The 23,486-nt window shown below is 68.1% G+C and carries 21 protein-coding genes and 1 tRNA gene; 7 read left to right on the top strand and 15 right to left on the bottom strand.

The features are described from left to right. Positions 1–16: 16 nt before the first annotated feature. The 4 genes from C6P64_RS04270 to acs all read right to left on the bottom strand — a co-directional run bounded on the left by C6P64_RS04270 (position 17) and on the right by acs (position 4,805). Positions 17–1,567, bottom strand: a complete 1,551-nt coding sequence (locus tag C6P64_RS04270; protein ID WP_105747431.1) for a malonate--CoA ligase — start codon at positions 1,565–1,567, stop codon at positions 17–19. A gap of 23 nt (positions 1,568–1,590) precedes the next feature. After that, complete coding sequence (lgt, locus tag C6P64_RS04265) at positions 1,591–2,400, bottom strand: prolipoprotein diacylglyceryl transferase (RefSeq protein WP_105747341.1); 810 nt, start codon at positions 2,398–2,400, stop codon at positions 1,591–1,593. 55 nt (positions 2,401–2,455) lie between these two features. Continuing rightward, complete coding sequence (locus C6P64_RS04260; protein ID WP_105747340.1) at positions 2,456–2,698, bottom strand: TIGR04438 family Trp-rich protein; 243 nt, start codon at positions 2,696–2,698, stop codon at positions 2,456–2,458. 112 nt (positions 2,699–2,810) lie between these two features. Next, positions 2,811–4,805, bottom strand: a complete 1,995-nt coding sequence (gene acs / locus C6P64_RS04255; protein ID WP_105747339.1) for an acetate--CoA ligase — start codon at positions 4,803–4,805, stop codon at positions 2,811–2,813. Between the two features lie 136 nt (positions 4,806–4,941). On the opposite strand from acs, the gene C6P64_RS04250 reads away from it, so the two are divergent. Further along, positions 4,942–5,544 (top strand): TIGR00645 family protein, encoded by a 603-nt coding sequence (locus C6P64_RS04250; protein WP_105747338.1) that lies wholly within the window; start codon positions 4,942–4,944, stop codon positions 5,542–5,544. A gap of 37 nt (positions 5,545–5,581) precedes the next feature. Next, positions 5,582–7,132 carry a fumarate hydratase gene (locus tag C6P64_RS04245; RefSeq protein WP_105747337.1) on the top strand — a complete coding sequence of 517 codons (1,551 nt, stop codon included), beginning with the start codon at positions 5,582–5,584 and terminating at the stop codon, positions 7,130–7,132. Positions 7,133–7,245: 113 nt separating this feature from the next. Here the strand turns inward: C6P64_RS04245 and C6P64_RS04240 are convergent, their stop codons facing one another. The 6 genes from C6P64_RS04240 to C6P64_RS04215 all read right to left on the bottom strand — a co-directional run bounded on the left by C6P64_RS04240 (position 7,246) and on the right by C6P64_RS04215 (position 11,490). Then, the gene (locus C6P64_RS04240; RefSeq protein ID WP_105747430.1) at positions 7,246–7,872 is read right to left on the bottom strand and encodes a DUF6806 family protein; all 627 of its coding nucleotides are present in this window, start codon (positions 7,870–7,872) and stop codon (positions 7,246–7,248) included. Between the two features lie 183 nt (positions 7,873–8,055). Continuing rightward, positions 8,056–8,144: transfer RNA gene (locus tag C6P64_RS04235), tRNA-Leu, on the bottom strand. A 225-nt stretch (positions 8,145–8,369) separates the two neighbouring features. Continuing rightward, a complete protein-coding gene (gene ylqF / locus C6P64_RS04230) occupies positions 8,370–9,317 on the bottom strand; it encodes a ribosome biogenesis GTPase YlqF (protein WP_105747336.1) in 948 nt (315 codons plus the stop codon). Positions 9,318–9,423: 106 nt separating this feature from the next. Then, positions 9,424–10,083 (bottom strand): HAD family hydrolase, encoded by a 660-nt coding sequence (locus C6P64_RS04225; protein ID WP_105747335.1) that lies wholly within the window; start codon positions 10,081–10,083, stop codon positions 9,424–9,426. 72 nt (positions 10,084–10,155) lie between these two features. Next, positions 10,156–10,467, bottom strand: coding sequence for an H-NS histone family protein (locus C6P64_RS04220; RefSeq protein ID WP_105747334.1), 312 nt, complete (start codon positions 10,465–10,467; stop codon positions 10,156–10,158). Positions 10,468–10,503: 36 nt separating this feature from the next. After that, positions 10,504–11,490, bottom strand: a complete 987-nt coding sequence (locus C6P64_RS04215; protein ID WP_105747333.1) for an RluA family pseudouridine synthase — start codon at positions 11,488–11,490, stop codon at positions 10,504–10,506. A gap of 617 nt (positions 11,491–12,107) precedes the next feature. Here C6P64_RS04215 and C6P64_RS04210 point away from each other — a divergent pair. Together C6P64_RS04210 and C6P64_RS04205 are read left to right on the top strand one after the other, a co-directional pair. After that, positions 12,108–15,065: an Rne/Rng family ribonuclease gene (locus C6P64_RS04210; RefSeq protein ID WP_105747332.1), complete on the top strand. Its 2,958-nt coding sequence runs from the start codon at positions 12,108–12,110 to the stop codon at positions 15,063–15,065. 75 nt (positions 15,066–15,140) lie between these two features. Then, entirely contained in the window at positions 15,141–15,653 is a 513-nt protein-coding gene (locus tag C6P64_RS04205) for a bacteriohemerythrin (RefSeq protein WP_105747331.1), read from the top strand. A gap of 125 nt (positions 15,654–15,778) precedes the next feature. Here C6P64_RS04205 and C6P64_RS04200 read toward each other — a convergent pair whose 3' ends face one another. The 3 genes from C6P64_RS04200 to C6P64_RS04190 form a co-directional block, all read right to left on the bottom strand. Further along, positions 15,779–16,063 (bottom strand): high-potential iron-sulfur protein, encoded by a 285-nt coding sequence (locus C6P64_RS04200; RefSeq protein ID WP_425436704.1) that lies wholly within the window; start codon positions 16,061–16,063, stop codon positions 15,779–15,781. 200 nt (positions 16,064–16,263) lie between these two features. Further along, positions 16,264–16,953 carry a lipoprotein-releasing ABC transporter ATP-binding protein LolD gene (gene lolD, locus C6P64_RS04195; protein WP_105747330.1) on the bottom strand — a complete coding sequence of 230 codons (690 nt, stop codon included), beginning with the start codon at positions 16,951–16,953 and terminating at the stop codon, positions 16,264–16,266. Further along, a complete protein-coding gene (locus C6P64_RS04190; protein WP_105747329.1) occupies positions 16,946–18,202 on the bottom strand; it encodes a lipoprotein-releasing ABC transporter permease subunit in 1,257 nt (418 codons plus the stop codon). The genes lolD and C6P64_RS04190 overlap by 8 nt, the downstream gene beginning before the upstream one ends. Positions 18,203–18,265: 63 nt before the next feature. On the opposite strand from C6P64_RS04190, the gene C6P64_RS04185 reads away from it, so the two are divergent. From C6P64_RS04185 to C6P64_RS04175, 3 genes are read left to right on the top strand one after another with little or no spacing between them, the layout of a single operon-like run. Next, positions 18,266–19,231, top strand: a complete 966-nt coding sequence (locus C6P64_RS04185) for a phosphoglycerate mutase (protein ID WP_105747328.1) — start codon at positions 18,266–18,268, stop codon at positions 19,229–19,231. After that, positions 19,228–20,964 (top strand): single-stranded-DNA-specific exonuclease RecJ, encoded by a 1,737-nt coding sequence (gene recJ / locus C6P64_RS04180; protein WP_105747327.1) that lies wholly within the window; start codon positions 19,228–19,230, stop codon positions 20,962–20,964. Before C6P64_RS04185 ends, recJ begins: the two co-directional genes overlap by 4 nt. A 2-nt stretch (positions 20,965–20,966) precedes the next feature. Next, positions 20,967–21,710, top strand: coding sequence for an RluA family pseudouridine synthase (locus C6P64_RS04175; protein WP_425436714.1), 744 nt, complete (start codon positions 20,967–20,969; stop codon positions 21,708–21,710). On the opposite strand, the gene C6P64_RS04170 is transcribed toward C6P64_RS04175, so the two are convergent. Then, positions 21,707–22,633, bottom strand: a complete 927-nt coding sequence (locus tag C6P64_RS04170) for an EamA family transporter (protein ID WP_105747325.1) — start codon at positions 22,631–22,633, stop codon at positions 21,707–21,709. The two genes, C6P64_RS04175 and C6P64_RS04170, sit on opposite strands and share 4 nt — an antisense overlap. A gap of 129 nt (positions 22,634–22,762) precedes the next feature. Further along, positions 22,763–23,401 (bottom strand): CoA transferase subunit B, encoded by a 639-nt coding sequence (locus C6P64_RS04165; RefSeq protein ID WP_105747324.1) that lies wholly within the window; start codon positions 23,399–23,401, stop codon positions 22,763–22,765. Between the last annotated feature and the right edge of the window lie 85 nt (positions 23,402–23,486).

Below are 23,486 nucleotides of genomic sequence, written 5' to 3'. Positions count from 1 at the left end.
GACTCCGGCCTCGGCGTCAGGCGGACAGTGCCTGCAGCTGTTCGCGCAGCAGCTGCTTTTGCACCTTGCCCATGGCGTTGCGCGGCAGCTCGGCCACCACGCGGCAGCGCTTGGGGATCTTGTAGTTCGCCAGGCGGCTCCTGAGGCTGGCGAGCAGTTGCGCGGGGTCCAGCGTCACACCAGCCCTGGGCACCACGAGCGCGACGCCGACCTCGCCGAAATCGGGGTCGGGCACGCCGACGACGGCGCTCTCCTGCACGCCCGGCAGCTCGTTGAGGCAGCCCTCGACCTCGGCCGGATAGACGTTGTAGCCGCCGCTGATGATCAGGTCCTTGCTGCGCCCGACGATGGTGACATAGCCCTGCTCGTCCTGCTGGCCGACATCGCCGGTGCGGAACCAGCCGTCGGCGGTGAATTCCTGCCGGGTCTTTTCCGGCATCCGCCAGTAGCCGGCAAACACATTGGGACCGCGGACCTGGATCGCGCCGATCTCGCCCGCGGCAAGCAGCGCGCCGTCGTCGCCGACGATGCGCAGCTCGACCCCCGGCAACGGAAAACCGACCGTGCCGCCGCGCCGCTGCGACTGCCCGGCATGGCGTTCGTCGGCGCGGTAGGGGTTGGAGGTCAGCATGACGGTCTCGCTCATGCCGTAGCGCTCGAGGATGGTGTGGCCGGTGCGCTGCTGCCAGGCCTGGAAGGTGTCGATCAGCAGCGGAGCCGAGCCCGAGATGAACAGGCGCATGTGGCTGGCGACCTCGCGCGTCAGGCCCGGCTCGGCCAGCAGGCGGGTGTAGAGCGTGGGCACGCCCATGAACACGGTGGCGCGCGGCAGCAGCTGGATCACCAGCCTGGGATCGAAGCGGGCCAGCCAGAGCATCGGGCTGCCATTGAGCAGGGCCCCATGCAGCGCGACGAACAGGCCATGGGCATGGAAGATCGGCAACGCGTGGATCAGGGTGTCGCCCGGCTGCCAGCCCCAGTAATCCTTGAGCACCCGGGCATTGCTCAACAGGTTGCGATGGCTGAGCATCGCGCCCTTGCTGCGCCCGGTGGTGCCGCTGGTGTAGAGGATGGCGGCCAGGTCGTCGGCCGCGCACGGCACTGGCTGCTGCACGGCCTCGAAATGCACGGCACGCTCGAGCAGGCTGCCGCTGCCGTCCTCGGCCAGCGTGAAGACATGGGCGCTGCCGGCCTTGAAGGCGAGCTTGCTGATCCAGCCAAAGTTGTCGGGGCTGCAGACCACGACCGCGGGTTCGGCATCGCCGATGAAATAGGCCATCTCCTGCGGCTGGTAGGCCATGTTGAGCGGCAGGTAGACCAGTCCGGCACGCAGCGCAGCCAGGTAGAGCAGCATGGACTCGACCGATTTCTCGACCTGGACCGCGAGGCGCGATCCGGCTGGCAGCTCGAGCGAGCCCAGCAGCCGGGCGATGCGGGCGCTGCCCTCGTCGAGCTCGCGCCAGCTGTAGCCCCTGCAGCTGCCGTCAGCCGACCAGGCCTCGACGGCCAGCTGGTCCAGGTCGGCCGGAAAGGCCGCGCGCAAGTGGGTGTAGAGGTTGTGCTCCATGGGATGCAGGCCGGTCGAAGCGATCAGGCCGCAGGCTGGCGCCGCGCCCACAGCCAGAGCAGGGAGCCGGCCAGGACCATGGGCAGCGACAGCCACTGGCCCATGCTCAGGCCCATCTGCAGCAGGCCGAGGTGGGCATCGGGTTCGCGGAAATATTCGGCAATGAAGCGCATCAGGCCGTAGCCGACCAGGAAGACGGCAGAGACCTCGCCGCGACGGCGCGGCCGGCGCGCGTAGAGCCAGAGCAGGACGAACAGCAGCAGGCCCTCGAGCGCGAACTGGTAGAGCTGCGAGGGATGGCGCGGCAGCTCGCCCGCGCCGCGAAACAGCATGGCCCAGGGCAGCGCGGGATCGGCCACCCGGCCCCAGAGCTCGCCATTGATGAAGTTGCCGATGCGACCGGCCGCGAGTCCGGTCGGCACGCAAGGGGCGATGAAGTCCATCACCTGCAGCCAGGGCCTGTGGCGCGAATGGGCGAACCAGGCCATCGCCAGCAGCACGCCGAGCATGCCGCCATGGAAGCTCATGCCGCCTTCCCAGACCGCGAACACCTTGAGCGGATGGGCCAGGTACTCGAGCGGCTTGTAGAACAGCACATAGCCGATGCGCCCGCCGAGCACGACGCCGAGCACGCCCAGGAACAGGATGTCCTCGACATCGCGCGCGCTCCAGGCGCCCTGCCCCTGGATAGCCGCGAAGGACGGATGGCGCAGTCGGCGCCGTCCCAGCCAGACGAACATCAGGAAGGCCGCCAGATAGGTCAGCCCGTACCAGTGGACAGACAAGGGCCCCAGGCGCAGGGCCACCGGATCGATTTGCGGATGGATCAACATGGGGCCCATTGTGCCAGCGCGGCAAGTCCGCTCCGGCCGGCGCAGCGGTAGCCCTTCAGCGCCGGTCCAGCGGCGGCAGGCCCAGGCGGCGCCGGCTCGCGTCCAGGCGCCGGCGCTTGCGCTCGTCCATCTTGGCCATGGTCTGGCGCTTGGTGTAGCCGAAATGGTCGGCCCACCACCACCAGAGCACGGCAGCCCCTAGCGGTGACAGCACCCACCACCAGTCCCAGGCCGCGACCGGCTCGACTTGCAGGTACTTGAGCAACAGCAGTGCCAGCCCCAGCAGCAACAGATACATCGCAAGCTCCCCCTGCCGCGAAAGCGGCTTGTTATGGCTTGGCATGGTAGCCCTGCAGCGGCAAAAAAAACAGCCCGCCAGGGGCGGGCTGCTGAATGGACCGGGAACGGACTCAGTTGGACTGGGCCAGCTGGTCGAGGATATGCGGGTTCTCGAGCGTCGAGGTGTCCTGGGTCACGGCCTCGCCCTTGGCCAGCGAGCGCAGCAGGCGGCGCATGATCTTGCCCGAGCGGGTCTTGGGCAGGTTCTCGCCGAAGCGGATTTCCTTCGGCTTGGCGATCGGGCCGATCTCCTTGGCAACCCAGTTGCGCAGCTCGTTGGCCAGCTTCTTGGCATCCTCGCCGGTCGGCACCTGGCCCTTGAGCACGACGAAGGCGACGATGGCCTCGCCGGTCAGGTCGTCCGGACGGCCGACCACGGCGGCCTCGGCCACCAGGTCAGTCTTGGCGACCAGCGCGGACTCGATCTCCATCGTGCCCATGCGGTGGCCCGAGACGTTGAGCACGTCGTCGATACGGCCGGTGATGCGGAAATAGCCGCGGTCCTCGCTGCGCACCGCGCCGTCGCCGGCCAGGTAGTAGCCCTTGAGCTCCTCGGGGAAGTAGCTCTTCTTGAAGCGCTCCGGGTCGCCCCAGATGGTGCGGATCATCGACGGCCAGGGCTTCTTGACCACCAGGATGCCGCCCGAGCCGTTGGGCACGTCGTTGCCCATCTCGTCGACGATGGCGGTCGTGATGCCAGGCAGCGGCAGGGTGCAGGAGCCCGGCACCAGCGGCGTGGCGCCCGGCAGCGGGGTGATCATGTGACCGCCGGTCTCGGTCTGCCAGAAGGTGTCGACGATCGGGCAGCGCTCGCCGCCGATGTTCTTGTAGTACCACATCCAGGCCTCGGGGTTGATCGGCTCGCCGACCGAGCCCAGGATGCGCAGGCTGGACAGGTCAAAGCTCTTCGGATGCAGCTTCTCGTCGCTGTCGCAGGCCTTGATCAGCGAGCGGATCGCGGTCGGCGCGGTGTAGAAGATGGTGCACTTGTGCTTCTCGATCATCTGCCAGAAGCGGCTGGCGTTCGGGTAGGTCGGCACGCCTTCGAAGATGATCTGGGTCGCGCCGGCGGCCAGCGGGCCATAGGCGACATAGCTGTGGCCGGTGATCCAGCCGATGTCGGCGGTGCACCAGAAGATGTCGCTGTCCTTCAGGTCGAAGGTCCAGTCCATGGTCATCTTGGCCCACAGCAGGTAGCCGCCGGTGCTGTGCTGCACGCCCTTGGGCTTGCCGGTCGAGCCCGAGGTGTAGAGCACGAACAGCGGATGCTCGGCGCCGACGATCTCGGCCGGGCAGACATCGGACTGGGCCGCCATCTCCTCGTGCATGAAGCTGTCGCGGCCCTCGACCATGTTGACCGCGGTCGGCGTGCGCTGGAACACGATCACGTTGCGCACCGTCTTGCAGTCGCCCTGGGTGATGGCCTCGTCGACGATGGCCTTGAGCGGCAGCTCCTTGCCGCCGCGCATCTGGTAGTTGGCGGTGACCACGGCCACGGCGCCGGCGTCGTTGATGCGCTCCTCGAGCGCCTTGGCCGAGAAGCCGCCGAACACGACGCTGTGGGTGGCACCGATGCGGGCGCAGGCCTGCATCGCGATCACGCCCTCGACCGTCATCGGCATGTAGATGACGACGCGGTCACCCTTCTGCACGCCCTTGGACTTGAGCACGTTGGCGAACTGCGACACCTTGGCCAGCAGCTCCTTGTAGCTCACATGGGTGACTTCGCCGCCGTCGGCCTCGAAGATGATCGCGGTCTTGTTCTCGACCGGGGTGCCGATGTGGCGGTCCAGGCAGTTGTAGGAGGCGTTGAGCTCGCCGTCCTGGAACCACTTGAAGAAGGGGGCGTTCGAGCTGTCGAGCGTCTGGGTGAAGGGCTTGTGCCAGCTCAGGTGCTCGCGGGCACGCTTGGCCCAGAAGCCCTCGAAGTCCTGCTCGGCCTCGGCGCACAGCGCCTGATAGGCCTCCATGCCCGGGATGCGGGCGGCAGCGACAGTGGCCGCGCTGGGCTCGAAGACGCGGTTCTCGACCAGGGTGGACTGGATGGCTGACGAAGTGGCTGACATGGGGTCTCCTCTGTAATGGCTCGATGGTGGCTATCGGCGTGAATGTGCGCGGGCTCTCTGACGAGGCTCTTACACCGCAGGCCGGCCAAGCCGGCACGCGCCCCCTACAATTGACCCGCCAACCCGAACCCACCCAATGAGCTCCACCAAGACCGACCCCACCCAGCCGATCGGCCCGCTGCCGAAACTGATCTTCGCCAGTCGCTGGCTGCAGCTGCCGCTCTATCTCGGCCTGATCGCGGCCCAGGGCATCTATGTCTACCATTTCTGGATCGAGCTGATCCACCTGATCGAGGCCGCCTTCGGCAACCAGAACGCGCTCAACGCGCTGGTCACCAGCATGGGCTACAAGTCGGGCTCGGAAGTGACCGCGCTCAACGAGACCATCATCATGCTGGTCGTGCTCGCGCTGATCGACGTCGTGATGATCTCGAACCTGCTGATCATGGTGATCGTCGGCGGCTACGAGACCTTCGTCAGCCGCATGGGACTCGAGAGCCACCCCGACCAGCCCGAATGGCTCAGCCATGTCAATGCCTCGGTGCTCAAGGTCAAGCTGGCCACCGCCATCATCGGCATCTCGTCGATCCACCTGCTCAAGACCTTCATCAACGCCGCCAACTACGACGAGAAGGTGCTGATGTGGCAGACCATCATCCATGCCGTGTTCCTGCTCAGCGCGATGGCGATCGCCTTCACCGACCGCCTGCTGAACCTGTCCGCCGCGGACAAGCACTGAAGCCAGCCCCCATTTCCCGACCCCTGAAAGACCTGACATGACCGCCATCAAACAGGAAGACCTGATCCAGTCCATCGCGGACGCCTTCCAGTACATCAGCTACTACCACCCGCTGGACTACATCAAGGCGCTGGGCGAAGCCTACGAGCGCGAGCAGAGCCCGGCCGCCAAGGACGCGATCGCGCAGATCCTGACCAACAGCCGCATGGCCGCCGAAGGCCACCGCCCGATCTGCCAGGACACCGGCATCGGCATGGTCTTCATCAAGGTCGGCATGAACGTCAGCTGGCCCGACGCGACCATGAGCGTGCAGCAGATGATCGACGAGGGCGTGCGCCGCGCCTACGCCAACCCGGACAACCCGCTGCGCGCCTCGGTGCTGGCCGACCCGGCCGGCGCCCGCAAGAACACCAAGGACAACACGCCGGCCGTGGTGCACTTCGAGATCGTCCCGGGCGACCATGTCGAAGTGATCTGCGCCGCCAAGGGCGGCGGCTCGGAAGCCAAGGCCAAGTTCGCGATGCTCAACCCGTCCGACGACCTGGTCGACTGGGTGCTCAAGAAGATCCCCGAGATGGGCGCCGGCTGGTGCCCGCCCGGCATCATCGGCATCGGCATCGGCGGCACGCCCGAGAAGGCCATGCTGCTGGCCAAGGAATCGATCATGGCCCCGGTCGACATCCATGAGCTGATCGCCAAGGCCAAGACCGGCGCGACCCTGAGCCGGCCCGAGCAGCTGCGCCTAGAACTGTACGAGAAGGTCAACGCGCTGGGCGTCGGCGCCCAGGGCCTGGGCGGCCTGACCACGGTGCTCGACGTCAAGGTGCTGGACTACCCCTGCCACGCGGCCAACCTGCCGGTGGCCCTGGTGCCCAACTGCGCCGCGACCCGCCACTGCCATTTCCACCTCGACGGCACGGGCCCGGCCAAGATCGAGCCGCCCAAGCTCGAGGACTGGCCGGCCGTGACCTGGACGCCCGACGTCAAGTCGGCCACCCGCGTCAACCTCGACAGCCTGAGCAAGGAAGAAGTCGCCTCCTGGAAGGTCGGCCAGAAGCTGCTGCTCAACGGCAAGATCCTGACCGGCCGCGACGCCGCGCACAAGCGCATCGCCGACATGCTGGCCAAGGGCGAGCAGCTGCCGGTCGACTTCACCAACCGCGTCATTTACTACGTCGGCCCGGTCGACCCGGTGCGCGACGAGGTCGTCGGCCCGGCCGGCCCGACCACTGCCACCCGCATGGACAAGTTCACCCGCACCATGCTCGAGCAGACCGGCCTGATCTCGATGATCGGCAAGTCCGAGCGCGGCCCGGTCGCGATCCAAGCGATCAAGGACAACCAGAGCGCCTACCTGATGGCGGTGGGCGGCGCCGCCTACCTGGTCGCCAAGGCGATCAAGTCGGCCAAGGTGGTGGGCTTTGCCGACCTCGGCATGGAAGCGATCTACGAGTTTGAGGTGCAGGACATGCCGGTGACGGTGGCGGTCGACTCGAGCGGCGCCAACGTGCACGAGAACGGCCCGACCGAATGGAAGCAGCGCATCGCCAGCGGCGAGTTCAAGGGCATCGCGATCTCGGCGAACTGATGCGCCGGCGCCCGCTGCGGGCGCCAGCCAGCAAAAAGCCCCTGTCGCTGCCGGCAGGGGCTTTTTGCTTTCCGAGTCACAGGCTGGCTCAAGCCTGTGCGCTGGAAGCGAACTCAGTGCAGGTGGCGCGGCTTGCGCGGGCCGCCATGGCCACCGGCAGGGCCATTGCCGCCGCGCGGCGGCCGGCCCAGCTGCATCGAACTGATCAACGCATCGAAGCGGCCGGTGAACAGCTTGTCGATCTCGGCCACCACGCCGCCGAGCTCGGAGCCGTCGAAATGGCGCTCCATCAGGTGTACCACGTCCTGCACCAGCAGGTCGCGCTGGACCTGCATGATGGCGGCCGGATTCGGGCCGACGAAGAGCAGCAGGAAATCGTCGCGCGCCTCGGCCTCGGGCGGAGCCTCCTCCTCGTCGAACTCAAGGTCGTAGAAGGACACCTCGAGCGCGGCGCCAGCGGCAGCGATCTCGTTGATGCCCATGCAGACCTCGTCGAGCGCATGGCGGAAGTCCTCGTCACCCTCGACGCTCCAGCAGATCTGCAGCAGATGTTCCTTGGGGTCGAAGCGGATGCCGGGCTCGTCCTCGTAGAAGCTCGGTGCTGCCTCGAGCAGGGTCTTGGCGCCGGTGTACTTCCACAGGGGCTTGAGCGCCTCCTGCAGGCTCTTGTAGTCCACCTCGTCGCGCAGGAGGATGTCACCATGGACGTGGATCTCGAAAGGCGGGTTGAATGAGGTCATGGTGTTGCTCGCGGTTGTGCGCTGGTCGGCGCGGGTCCTGCCTTCGGCTGTCGACAAGATTGTAGGGCCTGGGTGCCAGCGCAAATGGGGATGGAGTGAGGGCCGCAGCGGGAGCCGGCGGGCCAGATAGGACAGGCCGGCTGGGCGGCTCGAGATGATGGCAGGCGCTGCTGCGGCGCTGCCTGGTGCCCCGGACCGGAATCGAACCGGTACGCCCGATTAGAGGCGGCGGATTTTAAGTCCGATGTGTCTACCAATTTCACCACCGGGGCCAATTCTCTAGTTTACCCCAGACGCCGCAGCCACTGCCCGGAGGCGCCCGACAGCAAGCCAGTCCCGGCTGCACAAGAAACAGGCAGCGCAAGCCTTGTCGTTGCAGGACAATGACTTAGACCCTCGATACCGGAATTCCCCCGATTTGTGCACAGGCTTGTTCAGGCAATCGCTGAACAAGTCGGATCTTGTCCACTGGCGATCGGCAGCTGTGGAAAACCGGCTCAGGGCGCGTTGCGCGGCTGGCCGCGGCGCTGGGCCAGCTTCTTCTGGCGCTCGGCCGCGAGCCTGGCCTCGGCCTCGAGACCGGCGGCCAGCCAGCGCGCGAACTGCTCCGGGGTCTCGAGCGTGATCCGGCCCAGCGCGCCGCTGCGGAAGTCGGTCAGCAGGGTCTCGGCCGCCTTCTGCGCGTTGAGCTTGCCGCCCGGCAGCAGCGCGCCACGCTTCTTGCCGATCGCGAACAGCAGCTCCTCGTCCTTCATGGCCGCGATCGCCTCGGGCGCACTGCCCCATTTGTAGCGCGCCTCGAGCAGCGCCGCGTAAGGGCCTTGCAGCACCTTGAGCAGCTCCAGCGCGACCAGCTCCTCGTCGTAGGCATTGCGTCCGACGGCGCCGCTGGCGGCGAGGTGATAGCCGCTCTCGGGCACGACGATCTTGGGCCAGAGCATGCCGGGCGTGTCATAGAGGTAGAAGTCGTCGGCCAGCACGATGCGCTGCTCGACCTTGGTCACGCCGGCCTCGTCGCCGGTCTTGGTCGCGCGCTTGCCTTTCAGGGTATTGACCAGGGTCGACTTGCCGACGTTGGGAATGCCGCCGATCAGCACGCGCAGCGGCTTGGCCATGCCGCCACGCAGCGGCGCGAGCTCGCGGCAGGCCGCGATGATGGCCTTGGCCGGCGAGGTCTCGCTGGCATCGAGCGCGATGGCCCGGGTGCCGGGACGGGCGTTGTAATGCGCCAGCCATTGCTCGGTGCGGACCGGATCGGCCAGGTCCTGCTTGTTGAGCACCTTGAGCGTGGGCTTGCCCGCCGTCAGCTCGGCGAGCAGGGGGTTGGCACTGGAGCCAGGCAGGCGCGCATCGAGCAGCTCGACCACGACATCGAGCTCCTTGACGCGCTCGAGGATCGCCTTCCTGGTGGCGTGCATGTGACCGGGAAACCATTGGACCGACATCTTGTTCTCTCTGGGGAAATGAAGCCCGTTCTGCGACAGGCCTGGGATCGGCTCGATTGTGCCCGCCCTGCCGGCAGGCTCGCGGGCCTCGCGCTGTCGCCGCGGTTCAGGCGCTGGCCGTGAGCCAGTCGTGCAGCTCGCGCACCGAATGCGCGACATGCAGCGGCTGCAGGGCCGCAAAGCCGGCCGGATCATGGGCGCCATAGCTGACGCCCAGGCTGGCGCAGCCGGCATTGAGCGCCATCTGCAGGTCATGGGTGGTATCGCCGATCATCAAGGTGCGCTCGGGCTCGACGCCGAATTCGCGCATCAGCTCGAACAGCATCTGCGGACTGGGCTTGCCGGCGGTCTCGTCGGCGGTGCGGGAGCCATCGAACACGCCTTGCAGCTCGACATGGCGCAGCGTCTCATCGAGGCCGCGCCGGCTTTTTCCCGTGGCCACCGCCAGCCAGTGGTGGCGCGACTTGAGATCGGCCAGCATGGGCAGGACCCCGTCGAACAGGCTGATGTCATGCTGGCGCGCAAGGTAATGATGGCGGTAGCGTTCGCCCAGGCGCTCGTACTGCTCGACCGGCACATCGGGCGCGGCATGGGCCAGGGCCTGCATCAGCCCCATGCCGATGACGTAGGAGGCCTGGGCATCGCTGGGCACGCGGCCGCCGACATCGCGCACGGCCTGCTGGATGCTGAGCGTGATCAGGCGGGTGGAGTCGAACAGGGTGCCATCCCAGTCGAAGGCGATCAGGTCGAAACGGCGTGGACGCATGATGAAAATCTCAAAAAGAAAAAAGGGCGCAAAAGCGCCCTCTTACACGGGAAACGACAAGCCCGCCAAGGATCAGGAATTGATCAGGAATTGGTCCAGGCTCTGGCCGGCTGCCAGTGCAGCCTTGACCCATTCGGGCTTGCGGCCCGGGCCGCCCGACCACAGCTCGCCATTCGGACCCTGGTATTTGGCCGGGGCCTTGGATTTGCCAGCGCCGCCCTTGCGGCCGGAGGATGCCGCACCCAGGTCTTCAACCGTGATGCCGTATTCCTTCATCTTGGCCTTGATATCGGCGATCACGTTGGCGAGTTCGTGCTTGCGCACCTGCTCGGCCTGCGCCATCAGAGCCTGGGCTTGCGAAACCAATTCGGAATAAGTTGCCATGTCGACGTCCTTGCTTTAAGAGATTTAACGCCGCGATTATACGAAGAAATCGGCCACGCTGCCCCAATCCTTCAATTCGGGCGGCAAATCGGCCTGCAATTGAAGAGCAGACTGCGACACCGGATGGGTCACTCCCAATTGCCAGGCGTGCAGAAACATGCGCTTGAGCCCGTTCCTTTGCAAGGCACGATTCAAATCGAAGTCGCCATACTTGTCATCGCCGGCAATCGGATGGCCGGCGCTCGCCAGGTGGACGCGGATCTGGTGCGTGCGGCCGGTCTTGATCGTGACGGCGAGCAGGCTCAGCACCGGCGGCGGCCCGGCCGACCAGTCGGCAGGAGGCCGCACCTGTCCCAGCACCTTGACCAGCGTGATCGAACGCATGCCATCCGGATCATCGGCATGGGTCACGCGCACGCGGCGTTCGCCATCGGGCAACAGGTATTTGTGCAATGGCTGGTCTATCACCTTCTTGTTCACCGGCCAGGCCCCCTTGACCAGGGCCAGATAGGTCTTGGCGGTTTCGCGTTCGCGGAACTGATCCTGCAACGCCTTGAGCGCGCTTCTTTTCTTGGCCACCAGCAAGATGCCGCTGGTTTCACGGTCGAGCCGGTGCACCAGTTCGAGCAGAGGCAATCCAGGACGGGCACGACGCAATTGCTCGATCACGCCGAAAGAAACCCCACTGCCACCATGGACAGCAATGCCAGCCGGCTTGTTGATCGCCATGAAGGCGGCATCCTCGAACAGGACAGGGAATTCGCGCGCGGGCGCCGGGTTCTCCTGCTTCACTTCGATCTTTTCAGACAGGCGTATCGGCGGGACCCGAATCAGGTCATCGGCCTGCAATCGCGTATCGGCCTGGGCGCGCCCCTTGTTGACCCTGACCTCGCCCGAACGGATGATGCGGTAGACATGGGTCTTGGGCACGCCCTTGAGTTCTCGCAGCAGGAAATTGTCCAGCCTCTGGCCGGCTGACTCGGCGTCTACGGTGTAGTGTCTGACCTGGGGCGTTGATGCCATGGCTGAGGGGGTGCTGTGAGGAAAGGGAAGTGAAGCAGAAAACCTGCGTGCAGTCCACGCATTGAGCGGGCGCCGGGCACTATAATGGTTCGATCCGACCCCTGCGGGGCAGGTGCTCGATCGGCCTCGAAGTTTAAGGCAGAGCGCCAAGGCGGCCCGATCAAGGGCATGGCCCTCCAAGCCCGCCCCGCTTGCCGGATATTGGTTGCCAGCCACTGCAGAAGCGCACCCTCCCCCGTCCCGGCCCGATTTGGCTTGGCCGGCCCGGTGCAGCGCCCCGGTGGCGAACCGCCGTCGATGACAGCGAACACGATACGGAATACCCCAACCGTCCAGCCCGCAGGCCTCAGAGCCGGAGCTGGACGAGGACTGAAGTGAAACCAAAGACCCCTAGGCCAGCCGCCGTGCATCACGCCGCCCTGCCGCCTTTGATCACGCCACTCCACGCGCCCATGCCCGGCCAGGGTTGAGCGCGCGCGGCTTGCTGCAGGTATCGCAGCACCGCCCCTCACCCCTTGTACTGGCTCTCCGGCAATTCCTCCTCGTTCGTGCCATCGGCTGCGGTTCACGGCTTGAGCCCGACAGGGCTGTTAGTCAGTGACAAGAGGAACGCATACATGAAGCGCATGTTGATCAATGCCACGCAGGCCGAAGAACGCCGCCTGGCCATCGTCGACGGGCAGAAGCTGCTCGACTACGAGATCGAAATCGAAGGGCGCGAGCAGCGCAAGGGCAATATCTACAAGGCCGTCGTCACGCGCGTCGAGCCTTCGCTGGAGGCCTGCTTCGTCGACTACGGCGAGGACCGCCACGGCTTCTTGCCGTTCAAGGAAATCTCGCGCCAGTATTTCCAGGGCGGCACCTCGCCCTCGCAGGCACGCATCCAGGACGTGATCCGCGAAGGCCAGGAGCTGCTGGTCCAGGTCGAGAAGGAAGAGCGCGGCAACAAGGGCGCGGCGCTGACCACCTTCGTCAGCCTGGCCGGCCGCTATGTCGTGCTGATGCCGAACAACCCGCGCGGCGGCGGCGTGAGCCGGCGCATCGAGGGCGAGGACCGGGCCGAACTGAAGGCTGCGCTCGAACAGCTCGAGTACCCGAACGGCATGAGCATCATCGCGCGCACCGCCGGCATCGGCCGCGAGGCGGGCGAGCTGCAGTGGGACCTGAACTACCTGCTGAAACTGTGGAACGCGATCGACGGCGCCGCCAAGAGCGGCAAGGGCGCCTTCCTGATCTACCAGGAATCGAGCCTGGTGATCCGCGCCATCCGCGACTACTTCAACGCCGACATCGGCGAGATCCTGATCGACACCGACGACATCTTCGAGCAGGCGCACCAGTTCATGGCGCATGTGATGCCGGAGCAGGAGCACCGCGTCAAGCGCTACCGCGATGATGCGCCGCTGTTCTCGCGCTTCCAGATCGAGCACCAGATCGAGACCGCCTACAGCCGCACCGTGACCCTGCCCAGCGGCGGCGCGATCGTGATCGACCAGACCGAGGCGCTGGTCGCGGTCGACGTCAACTCGGCGCGCTCGATCAAGGGCGGCGACATCGAGGAGACCGCGACCCGCACCAACCTCGAGGCCGCCGACGAGGTGGCACGCCAGGCCCGCCTGCGCGACCTCGGCGGCCTGATCGTGATCGACTTCATCGACATGGAAGAGTCGCGCAACCGGCGCGAGGTCGAGAACCGCCTGCGCGACGCGCTGCGCCAGGACCGCGCGCGCGTGCAGTTCGGCTCGATCAGCAAGTTCGGCCTGCTCGAGATGAGCCGCCAGCGCCTGCGCCCGGCCCTGAACGAAGGCGCCTCCATCCCCTGCCCGCGCTGCGGCGGCTCCGGCCATATCCGCGACACCGAAAGCTCGGCGCTGCAGATCCTGCGCATCATCCAGGAGGAATCGCTCAAGGACAGCACGGCCGCCGTGCTGGTGCAAGTGCCGGTCGAGGTCGCGAGCTTCCTGCTCAACGAGAAGCGCACCGAGATCACCAAGATCGAGCTCAAGCAGCGCGTCAGCGTGCTGCTGGTGCCGAACAAGTCGCTCGACACGCCGCACTACAAGCTCGAGCGCCTCAAGCACGAGGACCCGCGCCTGGAGCAGCTCGACGCGAGCTACAAGATGGCCGAGGAAGTCGAGGACGTGGCGACCTTCACGCGCCGCAGCCAGGAACGCACCAACAAGCAGGAGCCGGTGATCAAAGGCGTGCTGCCCGACGCGCCGGCCCCGGTCGCGGCGCCCAAGCCCGAGGTCGTCGCACCAGTGACGGCACCGGTGGCTGTCGCCGCTCCGGCACGTGCGGTGCAAGCACCCGAGACCGGCTTCATGGCCTGGCTCAAGCGCCTGTTCGGCATCGCACCGGCGCTGGCACCGGTGGCCACCCCGGCTGCCGCGAGCCCGAGCCCGGCCCCGGCGGCAGCGCCGGCCGCCCGCGAGCCCCGCAGCGACAACCGTGGCAATCGCGGTGAACGTGGAGAACGCGCCGAGCGCGGCAACCGCAATGGCCGCGGCGAGCGTGGCGAGCGCTCGCTCGACAGCCGCAACGGCGAGCGTCAGGCCCAGGGCGAGCGCAGCGGCGAAGGCCGCCGCAACGAGCGCAACCGCGTCGAAGGCAGGACTGCCGAGCCGCGCGAAGGCCGTGAAGGTCGCGAAAGCCGCGAAGGCCGTGGCGAAGCGCGCCGCGAAGGCCGCCGTGACGCCCGTCCCGAGACCCGCACCGAGATCGCCGCCACGGAAGCTGTGGCAGTGAACCTCGAGAACGGTGCTGCAACGACCGAAGCGGCCGAGGGCAGCGCCCCGGCCGAAGGCCGCCGCGAACGCGGCGAAGGCCGTCGTCGCGGTCCGCGCAACGAGGGGCGCCGCAATGCACCCGCGGCTGACGTCGAGGCCGGCCAAGCCACCAAGACCCCGGTGCAGGAAAGCACCGAAACTGGCGACGAAGCGGGCAAGACCGAGGCCGGGCAGGCAGAGCCGCGCGCTCCGCGCGAGCGCCGCAGCCGCGACCGCTACGGCCGCGACCGTCGCTCGCGTGGCGAAGGCGCACCGGCTTCGAGCGAGGAAGCCGACGCCCAGGCCACCGAGCCGGTAGCGGCGGAAACCGGCGCTGCAGCACCGCGCTCCTACTTCAAGCCCGCTGCCGCCAGCGCAGTGGCTGAAGTCGAGGCACCGCTCGAACAGGTCGCCACGCAACAAGTCGACATGGCAGCAGCAGCAGCAGCAGCAGAAGTGCTGCCGGTCGAGGCCAGCCAGCCGGTCGTGGCCGAAGCGGCGCCTGCAGTGGCCCCCGCTCCGGTCCAGGCCCCGGTTGCAGCAGAACCGGTGGCGGCAGCGCCTGCCGTCGGGGCCTACCGCCTGGCGATCGACGAGCTGTCGGCGCTGGCACAGGGGGTCGGCCTGGAATGGGTCCAGTCCGATGCCGACAAGGTGGCGCAGGTGCAAGCGGCGATCGCCGCCGAACCCAAGCCGGTCCATGTGCCGCGCGAACCCAAGCCGGTGGTGCTGGTCGACGAAGGCCCGCTGATCCTGGTCGAGACGCGGCGTGACCTGAGCGCGCTGAAGCTGCCCTTCGAGGCCTGATCGGCCAGCCCCGACCCCGGCCAATCGCTGGGGTCGGCTCCAGGCCTGCATGGCCTCCCTTGCTCCTACCCCATCATGGAAAACGCCCAAGCCTCCCGCCCTGACGAATTCCCCGTAGTGCCCGACCTGCACTGGTCGCCCGAGCTCGAGCTGGGCGATGCGCGCATGGACCAGACGCATGAGGAAATGGTCGAGCAAGTCGCCCGTCTGCGCGCCCTGCCGCATGGCGAGCAGCTCGAGCCCTACCGCGAACTGGTCCGGCACACGGTCGAGCATTTCGCGCAGGAAGAGCGCTGGATGATCGCCACCGGCTTCAATGCCGACAACTGCCACGCCAGCCACCACGAAACCATCCTGGACACCATGCGCCAGGTCGAGACGCATTTCCTGCAAGGCGACGAGGAGATCATCGACCGCATGGCCGCTGCACTGGCGGAATGGCTGCCGATGCATGCCTCGACCATGGATGCCGGCCTGGTCCAGCACATGAAGAACGTCAAGTTCGACTCGCGCACCGAGACGCTGGCGGATCCCTCGCTGGTCAAGCCCGCGACGATGAGCGGTTGCGGCAGCGTGAGCTGCAGCTAAGCGAGCCAGCCCCACCACGGCCCCGGTCTGTCAAGCAGGCCGGGGCTTTTTCATGCTCGAGGGCCGGTGCACAGGCGAAAAAAAGCCTGCCGGCAGGCAGGCTCTTGTCAACGCCGGGAAAAGGCTCAGGCCTTCTTGACGTAGGAGTTGCACCAGCCCTTGCCGGCAACCTGCTTGCCAGCGAAGATCGGGCAGACACCGGCAGCGTCAGTGGGCTTGCCTTGGAACAGGGTGCAGTTGGCACAGGCCTGACCGGCAGCGTACTTGGGGAACTTGGCCTTGTCGACCTTGGTGGCATCAGCCTTGTAGCCCAGAGCCACGGCCTGGGGATCGGTTTCAGCCAGCATCGGCTGTTGCGCCTGAGCGGCACCGGCCAGCGCAATGGCGCCCGAAGCGGTTGCGACTTGCATCAGGAAAACGCGGCGGTTCGATTTGATCATGGTGGAAATGGGGTTCATTGTGATGGGAAAAAAGCAGATCGCTGCCTGGTGGGTGATTGTGCGCCTTCATGAGGGCATTTTCAAGCTGGACACCGAGTAACCAAGGGCGGACATCGGACATGGGGCAGGTTCGGCTCGGATAGCAGGGTGCCGCGCCGGTCGGGCCTGCCTCAAGTGCCGGCCGACAGCTGACCCGCGCTCAGGTGCAGCACGCGGTCGCAACGCCGGGCCAGCTCGACATCGTGGGTGACCAGCACGAAGGCCGTGCCCTGCTCGCGCGCGAGCTGCAGCATCAGCTCGAACACGCCATCGGCCGTGCTGCGGTCCAGGTTGCCGGTCGGCTCGTCGGCCAGCACGCAGGCTGGCCGCGTCACCAGCGCGCGCGCGATCGCGACCCGCTGGCGTTCGCCGCCCGAGAGCTCGGCCGGGCGATGCAACAGGCGCTCGCCCAGGCCGACGCGATCGAGCCAGCGGGCGGCTTCGGCCGCTGCGGCCTCGCGCGGCAGGCGGCGGATCCAGAGCGGCATCGCCACATTGTCCTGCGCGCTGAACTCGGGCAGCAGATGGTGGAACTGGTAGACAAAGCCCAGCTGGCGGTTGCGCGACTCGCCCTGCTGCTGCGGGCTCAGGCGGGCCAGGTCCTGGCCTTGCAGCAGCACCTGGCCGGCGCTCGGCGCATCGAGCCCGCCGAGCAGGTGCAGTAGCGTGCTCTTGCCCGAGCCCGAGCTGCCGACGATGGCCAGCGTCTCGCCGACCCGGATGTCGAGGTCGACGCCCTTGAGCACGGTCACGTCGAGCCGGCCCTCCTGGAAGCGCTTGCCCAGGCCGCGCGCGCTCAGCACGATGGGGGAATCACTCATAGCGCAGGGCCTCCGCCGGGTTGACGCGGCTGGCGCGCCAGCTCGGGTAGAGCGTGGCCGCGAAGGCCAGCAACAGGGAAATCAGCGCGATCGGCAGGATGTCGCCCTGCTGCGGCTCGCTCGGCATGCGACTGATCAGGTAGATGTCCTGCGGCAGGAAATGGGTGCCGAGCAGCGACTCGAGCGCCGGCACCAGGGTGTCGATGTTGAACGCGATGCCCAGGCCCAGCAGCAGGCCGGCCAGGGTGCCGATGACGCCGACCAGCGCCCCCTGGACCACGAAGATGGCCATGATGCTGCGCGGGCTCGCGCCCAGCGTGCGCAGGATCGCGATGTCGGCGCGCTTGTCGGTCACGGTCATGACCAGGGTCGAGACCAGGTTGAAGGCCGCGACCGCGACGATCAGCGTCAGGATGATGAACATCATGCGCTTCTCGAGCTGGACGGCGGCAAACCAGGTCCGGTTCTGCCGCGTCCAGTCACGCAGCAGCAGATCGCCGCTGACCATGCCGGCGAGCTGCTGCGTCACCTCGCGCGCGCGGTGCAGGTCCTGCAGCTTGAGCCGGATGCCGGTCGGGCCCTCGAGCCGGAAGATGCGTGCCGCATCGTCGATGTGCACGAAGGCCAGCGTCGAGTCGTACTCGTAATGGCCCGAGTCGAAGATGCCGACCACGCTCATCTGCTTGAGACGCGGCACCACGCCGGCCGGCGTGACCTGGCCGCTGGGCGCGACCAGCGTGACGGCGTCACCGACGCGCAGGCCCAGGCCCTGCGCCAGCGCGCCGCCGAGCACGATGCCGAACGCGCCGGGCTGCAGCTGCGGCAGCACGGTCTGCGCCAGCTCGCCGGCCAGGCTGGTGACGGCGGGCTCCTGCGCCGGATCGATGCCGCGCAGCAGCACGCCCTTCATCTCCTCGCCGCGCGCGAGCAGGCCCTGGGCCGCGATGAAGGGCGCAGCGCCGACCACCTCGGGATGGGCACGCAGCTCGCGCAGCGTGGTCGCGGGATCGGGCAAGGCGCCGCCATCGGGCGTGAACACCTCGACATGGGACAGCACGCCGAGCATGCGGTCGCGCACCTCCTTCTGGAAGCCGTTCATCACGCTGAGCACGACGATCAGCGCTGCCACGCCGAGCGCGATGCCCAGCATCGAGACGCCGCTGATGAAGGAGATGAAGCCGTTGCGCCTGGTGGCGCGGCCGGCGCGCGTGTAGCGCCAACCGAGCAGGAATTCGTAGGGGATTTGCATGGATCTCCAGATTGCCGACCCGAGATTGTGGCATCCCCGACAATAGCGGGTTGAACACCCGCCATGGCGCCGACCTTGCAACATCTGATCGTTCCCTACGCCGCCACCGGCGTCCACCTGCCCGGCCAGGATGGGGCTGCGCCCCCACTGCCCACCCTGCCCCGCCTCGCCCGCCTGCTGGAGCGGCTCGCACAGCAGGAGATCGACCGCGGCGACGAATACTCGCTCAGCCCGCCGCATGAGCGGGTGCTGGCGCGCGCGCTCGGCCTGCCCGCCAGCGACGGCGCCATTCCCTGGGCCGCCTGGCAGGCCGGCGAGCGGCAGCAGGCCTGCGCCTGGTTCACGCCCTGCCACTGGCAGGCCAGCATGGACCAGGTCACGCTGCAGCCGCCCGAGGGCCTGGAGCTGTCCGAGGCCGAATCGCGCGAGCTGTTCGAGGCGCTGCGTCCCTGGGCCGAGGAAGACGGCATCGCGCTGCAGTTCCTGTCCGCCACGCGCTGGCTGGCGCTCGGCCCGGCCTTTGCCGACCTGCCCTGGGCCAGCCTGGACCGGGTCGCACACCGCCAGCTCGACGCCTGGCTGCCCGACGGCGAACGACTGCCGCAGGCACGCGCGCTGCTGCGGCTGCAGAACGAGGCCCAGATGCTGTTCTACAGCCACCGCGTCAACGACTTGCGCAGCGCGCGCGGGCTGCCGCTGGTCAACGGCTTCTGGATCAGCGGCACCGGTGCCTGGGACGGCCAGGCCTTGCCAGCCCCCCAGGTCACCGACCGCCTGCGCCTGCCCGCGCTGCGCGGCGACCTGACCAGCTGGGCCAAGGCCTGGGAACAGCTCGAGCAGGACGAGATCGCGACCCTGCTCGCCGCCGCCGAGGGCGGCGCCGAAGTGCGGCTGACCCTGTGCGGCGAGCGCAGCGCGATCAGCTGGGCCAGCGGCCTGCCCACCAAGCCGGGTGCGCTGTTGCGCTTGCGCCGTCTTTTCCAGCGCCAGCGTCCGCTCGACCTGGCGAGCCTACTGAGCCAGCTATGAAGATCATCAACCGTGAAGTGTCTCCCCGCGCCGCCTGGGCGCTCGAGCAGGAGGGCGTGCACCCCCTGCTCGCGCGCCTGTTCGCTGCGCGCGGGGTGCAGGACATCGGCGAACTCGACGACTCGCTGAGCCTGCTGCAGCCGCCCGAGCAGATGCTGGGTGCGCGCGAGGCTGCCCTGCTGCTGGCCGACGCGATGGCTGCCGGCCAGAAGGTCTGCATCGTCGCCGACTACGACTGCGACGGCGCCACCGCCTGCGCCACCGCGCTGCGCGGCCTGACCCTGCTCGGCGCACCGCTGGGCTGGAACGCGGTCGACTACCTGGTGCCCGACCGGGTCGCCGACGGCTACGGACTGACGCCCTCGATCGCGGCACGGGTCAAGGCGCGCGGCGCGGATGTGCTGGTCACGGTCGACAACGGCATCGCCAGCGTCGATGGCGTGGCCCATGCGCGCGCGCTCGGGCTGCAGGTGCTGATCACCGACCACCACCTGCCGGCCGTGATCGACGGCCAGGTCCAGCTGCCGCAGGACTGCGTGATCGTCAACCCCAGCCAGCCCGGCTGCGGCTTCGCGAGCAAGGCCATCGCCGGCGTCGGCGTGATGTTCTACGTGCTGCTGGCGCTGCGCGCCGAGCTGCGCCAGCGCGGCGCCTTCGATGCCAAGACCCAGCCGCGCATCGACAGCCTGCTGCCGCTGGTCGCGCTCGGCACGGTGGCCGACGTGGTCAAGCTCGACGCGCACAACCGGCGCCTGGTGGCCCAGGGGCTCAAGCGCATCCGCGCCGGCGCGCTGCCAGTCGGGCTGTCGGCGCTGTTCCAGGTCGCGAGCCGGCGCCCCGCTGCCGCCAACAGCCTGGACCTGGGCTACGCGATCGGCCCGCGGCTGAACGCGGCCGGCCGGCTGGCCGACATGACGCTGGGCATCGCCTGCCTGACCACCGACGACCCGGCGCGCGCCGCCGGCCTGGCGCAGCAGCTCGACGCCATCAACCGCGAGCGCAAGACCCTCGAGAGCGGCATGCGCGAGCAGGCGCTGCAGCTGGCCGAAGCCTTGTGGGACGAGTCCGAGACACCGCCGCCCGCGCTCTGCCTCTACGACCCCGATTTCCACGAGGGCGTGGTCGGCATCGTCGCCGCGCGGCTCAAGGACAAGCTGCACCGGCCCACCTTCGTCTTCGCGTCCAGCCAGGCCTCGGGCAAGGAGCATGAGCTCAAGGGCTCGGGCCGCTCGATCCCGGGCTTCCACCTGCGCGATGCGCTCGACCTGATCGCCAAGCGCCATCCCGGCCTGCTGCTGCGCTTCGGCGGCCATTCGGCCGCGGCGGGCTGCACCATCGCCGAGGAGGATTTCGACCGCTTCGACCAGGAGCTGCAGCGCATCGCCGACGAATGGCTGGACCTGGCCACGCTGCAGCGCCAGCTCGAGGCCGACGGCCCGCTCGACCCTCAGTACCGCCGCGTCGAGCTGGTCGACACGCTGAACCAGGAGGTCTGGGGCCAGGGCTTCGCGCCGCCGGTGTTCTGCGAGGAGGTCGAGGTGGTCTCGCAGCGCCTGGTCGGCGGCAAGCACCTGCAGCTCAAGCTGCGCCATGCCGGCGAGCCGGTCGACGGCATCTGGTTCGGCCGCGCCGAGCCGCTGCCCAGCCGCGTCAAGCTGGCCTACCGGCTCGACGCCGACGAATGGCAGGGCCAGCGCCGGCTGCGCTTCATGGTCGAGGGCGCCGAGCTGTGAGCCTGGACTCACCGCTCGCGGCAGCCGATTCCAGCCCGGCCGGAGCGCCCACGACGCTGGCGCCGCGTCCGCTGCGCCGCCTCGCGGTCCCCGACGGCTTGACCTTGCTGTACGCCGACGCGGCGCTGCTGGTGCTGGAGAAGCCGGCCGGCCTGCTCTCGGTGCCCGGACGCGGCCCGGAGAATGCCGACTGCCTGAGTGCACGCGTGCAGGCCCAATACCCCGACGCGCTGATCGTGCACCGGCTCGACATGGGCACCTCGGGGCTGATCGTGATGGCGCGCGGCGCCGCGGCGCAATCGGCACTCAGCACGGCCTTCGCCAAGCGCCTGGTGCACAAGCGCTACCAGGCGCTGGTCGCCGGCATCCCCGACGCCTGCGGCGCCGATGGGCAAGGTTGGAGCGACATCCACCTGCCGCTGATCGTCGACTGGCCGAACCGCCCCAAAAGCAAGGTCTGCCTCGAGACCGGCAAGCCCAGCCACACGCGCTGGCGGCTGCTCGGCCAGCAACGGCAAGCCGAGCTCGATGCCGCCAGGCTGGAACTCGAACCCGTCACCGGCCGCTCGCACCAGCTGCGCCTGCACCTGCAGGCGATCGGGCACCCGATCCTGGGCGACGAGCTCTATGCCGACGACGCGGCGCTGGCTGCCGCGCCGCGCCTGCTGCTGCACGCCTGCTGCATCGACCTGCCGCACCCGGTCACGGGCGAGCGGCTGCGCTTCGAGAGTGCAGCGCCGTTCTAGCGCAGGCAGATCAGCACCAGCCCGGCCACCATCATCGCCATGCCGGCCTTTTCCTGCCAGCGGATCGACTCGCTGAAGACGCGGCGCGAGATCACGTAGCTGAACACCACCTCGACCATGCCCAGGGTGCGCACATTGCCCACGCTCTGCAGGGCATAGCCGGTGAACCAGGCGATCGAGGCGGCGGCGCCCATCGCGCCCGTCAGCAGCGAGACCCGCCAGGCGCGCCACAGCGGCGCGAGACCCTGCGGCGTGCAGCGCGACACCCAGGCCCCCATGAACAGCGACTGCAGCCCCTGCGCCAGCAGCACGCCCCAGGCGCTCGAGACCCAGGGCGACTCGGCACCGAGCGCCAGCGCGCCGCCGCGGAAACACACGGTCGCGAGCGCGAAACCGGCTCCGGCGGCCAGGCCGTAGAGCGCCGGGCGACTCAGCCAGGCCGACAGCGACCGCCATTGGCCGCGCGCCGGCAGCGACAGCACGATCACGCCCAGCGTGGCCAGCAGCATCGCGAGCAGGCCCAGCGCGGTCGGCAGCTCGTGCAGGAAGACGAGCGCGAACAGCGCGACCTGCAGCACCTCGGTCTTGGCCAGCGTCACCGCGACCGCGAAATTGCGCTCCTTCATCGCCAGCAGCAGCGCCGCCGTGGCAGCGATCTGGAACGCCGCGCCGCAGGCTATCCAGGCCAGATAGGCCCAGCTGAAGGCAGGCAGCACGCGCGCCGGCGCAAAGAACAGATACAGCGCGGCCAGGTAGACCAGCGCGAACGGCAGGCCGTAGAGAAAGCGCACCAGCGTCGCCGGCCAGACGCCGAGCTCGGTGGTCAGCGAACGCTGGGCCGTGTTGCGGAAGGTCTGCGCCAGCGCGGCGAACAGCACCACGGGAACCCAGAGCCAGTCGGGTTGATTCAGAAGCAAGGACATCGGGAGAGCAAGGCGATCGGAGCCCTTCAATGTAACCGACGCCAGCGACCGCCTCCCGCAAGGCAAAAGCCCGGCGCGCTGGCTGGCAGCGGCCGGGCCGGCCCGCGCGGGGCGGGTATCGGGAGCGGATCAGAGCAGCGGCACGCCGGTCTTGCTCTGGATTTCCTCGCGCGTCACGCCGTCGGCCAGTTCGACCAGCTTGAGGCCCTCGGGCGTGACGTCCATCACGCCGAGGTCGGTGATGATGCGGTCGACCACGCCCTTGCCGGTCAGCGGCAGCGTGCACTCGGGCAGGATCTTGAGGTCGGTGCTGCCGTCCTTCTTGCGCGCCACATGCTCCATCAGCACGATCACGCGCTTGACTCCGGCGACCAGGTCCATCGCGCCGCCCATGCCCTTGACCATCTTGCCCGGGATCATCCAGTTGGCCAGGTCGCCCGATCCGGTCACCTGCATCGCGCCCAGGATGGACAGGTTGATCTTGCCGCCGCGGATCATCGCAAAGCTCTGGTCGCTGCCGAAGATCGACGAGCCCTTGAGCGTGGTGACGGTCTGCTTGCCGGCGTTGATCAGGTCGGCGTCGACCTCGTCGTCGTAGGGGAAGGGACCGATGCCGAGCATGCCGTTCTCGCTCTGCAGCCAGACCTCGACATGGTCGGGCACATGGTTGGCCACCAGCGTCGGGATGCCGATGCCGAGGTTGACGTAGAAGCCGTCCTGCAGCTCCTGGGCCGCGCGCGCGGCCATCTGGTCTTGGGTCCAGGCCATTTCAAACTCCTCTATCTAGTTGGTGACAGAGCTAAAGATCTGTCACCAAAGTCATTCGGCTAGGGACAGAACTGAAGGTCTGTCC

Origin of the sequence: Malikia granosa, from assembly GCF_002980595.1 — a bacterium.
Taxonomy (GTDB): Bacteria; Pseudomonadota; Gammaproteobacteria; order Burkholderiales; family Burkholderiaceae_C; genus Malikia; species Malikia granosa.
The sequence above is the reverse complement of the archived record's forward strand: the minus strand, read 5'-3'. Positions and strand labels throughout refer to the sequence as shown.

Excerpts from the sequence above, each read along its gene's own strand:
- C6P64_RS04270 (WP_105747431.1), bottom strand. The coding sequence starts at position 1,567 with ATGGAGCACAACCTCTACACCCACTTGCGCGCGGCCTTTCCGGCCGAC.
- lgt (WP_105747341.1), bottom strand. The coding sequence starts at position 2,400 with ATGTTGATCCATCCGCAAATCGATCCGGTGGCCCTGCGCCTGGGGCCC.
- C6P64_RS04260 (WP_105747340.1), bottom strand. The coding sequence starts at position 2,698 with ATGTATCTGTTGCTGCTGGGGCTGGCACTGCTGTTGCTCAAGTACCTG.
- acs (WP_105747339.1), bottom strand. The coding sequence starts at position 4,805 with ATGTCAGCCACTTCGTCAGCCATCCAGTCCACCCTGGTCGAGAACCGC.
- C6P64_RS04250 (WP_105747338.1), top strand. The coding sequence starts at position 4,942 with ATGAGCTCCACCAAGACCGACCCCACCCAGCCGATCGGCCCGCTGCCG.
- C6P64_RS04245 (WP_105747337.1), top strand. The coding sequence starts at position 5,582 with ATGACCGCCATCAAACAGGAAGACCTGATCCAGTCCATCGCGGACGCC.
- C6P64_RS04240 (WP_105747430.1), bottom strand. The coding sequence starts at position 7,872 with ATGACCTCATTCAACCCGCCTTTCGAGATCCACGTCCATGGTGACATC.
- ylqF (WP_105747336.1), bottom strand. The coding sequence starts at position 9,317 with ATGTCGGTCCAATGGTTTCCCGGTCACATGCACGCCACCAGGAAGGCG.
- C6P64_RS04225 (WP_105747335.1), bottom strand. The coding sequence starts at position 10,083 with ATGCGTCCACGCCGTTTCGACCTGATCGCCTTCGACTGGGATGGCACC.
- C6P64_RS04220 (WP_105747334.1), bottom strand. The coding sequence starts at position 10,467 with ATGGCAACTTATTCCGAATTGGTTTCGCAAGCCCAGGCTCTGATGGCG.
- C6P64_RS04215 (WP_105747333.1), bottom strand. The coding sequence starts at position 11,490 with ATGGCATCAACGCCCCAGGTCAGACACTACACCGTAGACGCCGAGTCA.
- C6P64_RS04210 (WP_105747332.1), top strand. The coding sequence starts at position 12,108 with ATGAAGCGCATGTTGATCAATGCCACGCAGGCCGAAGAACGCCGCCTG.
- C6P64_RS04205 (WP_105747331.1), top strand. The coding sequence starts at position 15,141 with ATGGAAAACGCCCAAGCCTCCCGCCCTGACGAATTCCCCGTAGTGCCC.
- C6P64_RS04200 (WP_425436704.1), bottom strand. The coding sequence starts at position 16,063 with ATGCAAGTCGCAACCGCTTCGGGCGCCATTGCGCTGGCCGGTGCCGCT.
- lolD (WP_105747330.1), bottom strand. The coding sequence starts at position 16,953 with ATGAGTGATTCCCCCATCGTGCTGAGCGCGCGCGGCCTGGGCAAGCGC.
- C6P64_RS04190 (WP_105747329.1), bottom strand. The coding sequence starts at position 18,202 with ATGCAAATCCCCTACGAATTCCTGCTCGGTTGGCGCTACACGCGCGCC.
- C6P64_RS04185 (WP_105747328.1), top strand. The coding sequence starts at position 18,266 with ATGGCGCCGACCTTGCAACATCTGATCGTTCCCTACGCCGCCACCGGC.
- recJ (WP_105747327.1), top strand. The coding sequence starts at position 19,228 with ATGAAGATCATCAACCGTGAAGTGTCTCCCCGCGCCGCCTGGGCGCTC.
- C6P64_RS04170 (WP_105747325.1), bottom strand. The coding sequence starts at position 22,633 with ATGTCCTTGCTTCTGAATCAACCCGACTGGCTCTGGGTTCCCGTGGTG.
- C6P64_RS04165 (WP_105747324.1), bottom strand. The coding sequence starts at position 23,401 with ATGGCCTGGACCCAAGACCAGATGGCCGCGCGCGCGGCCCAGGAGCTG.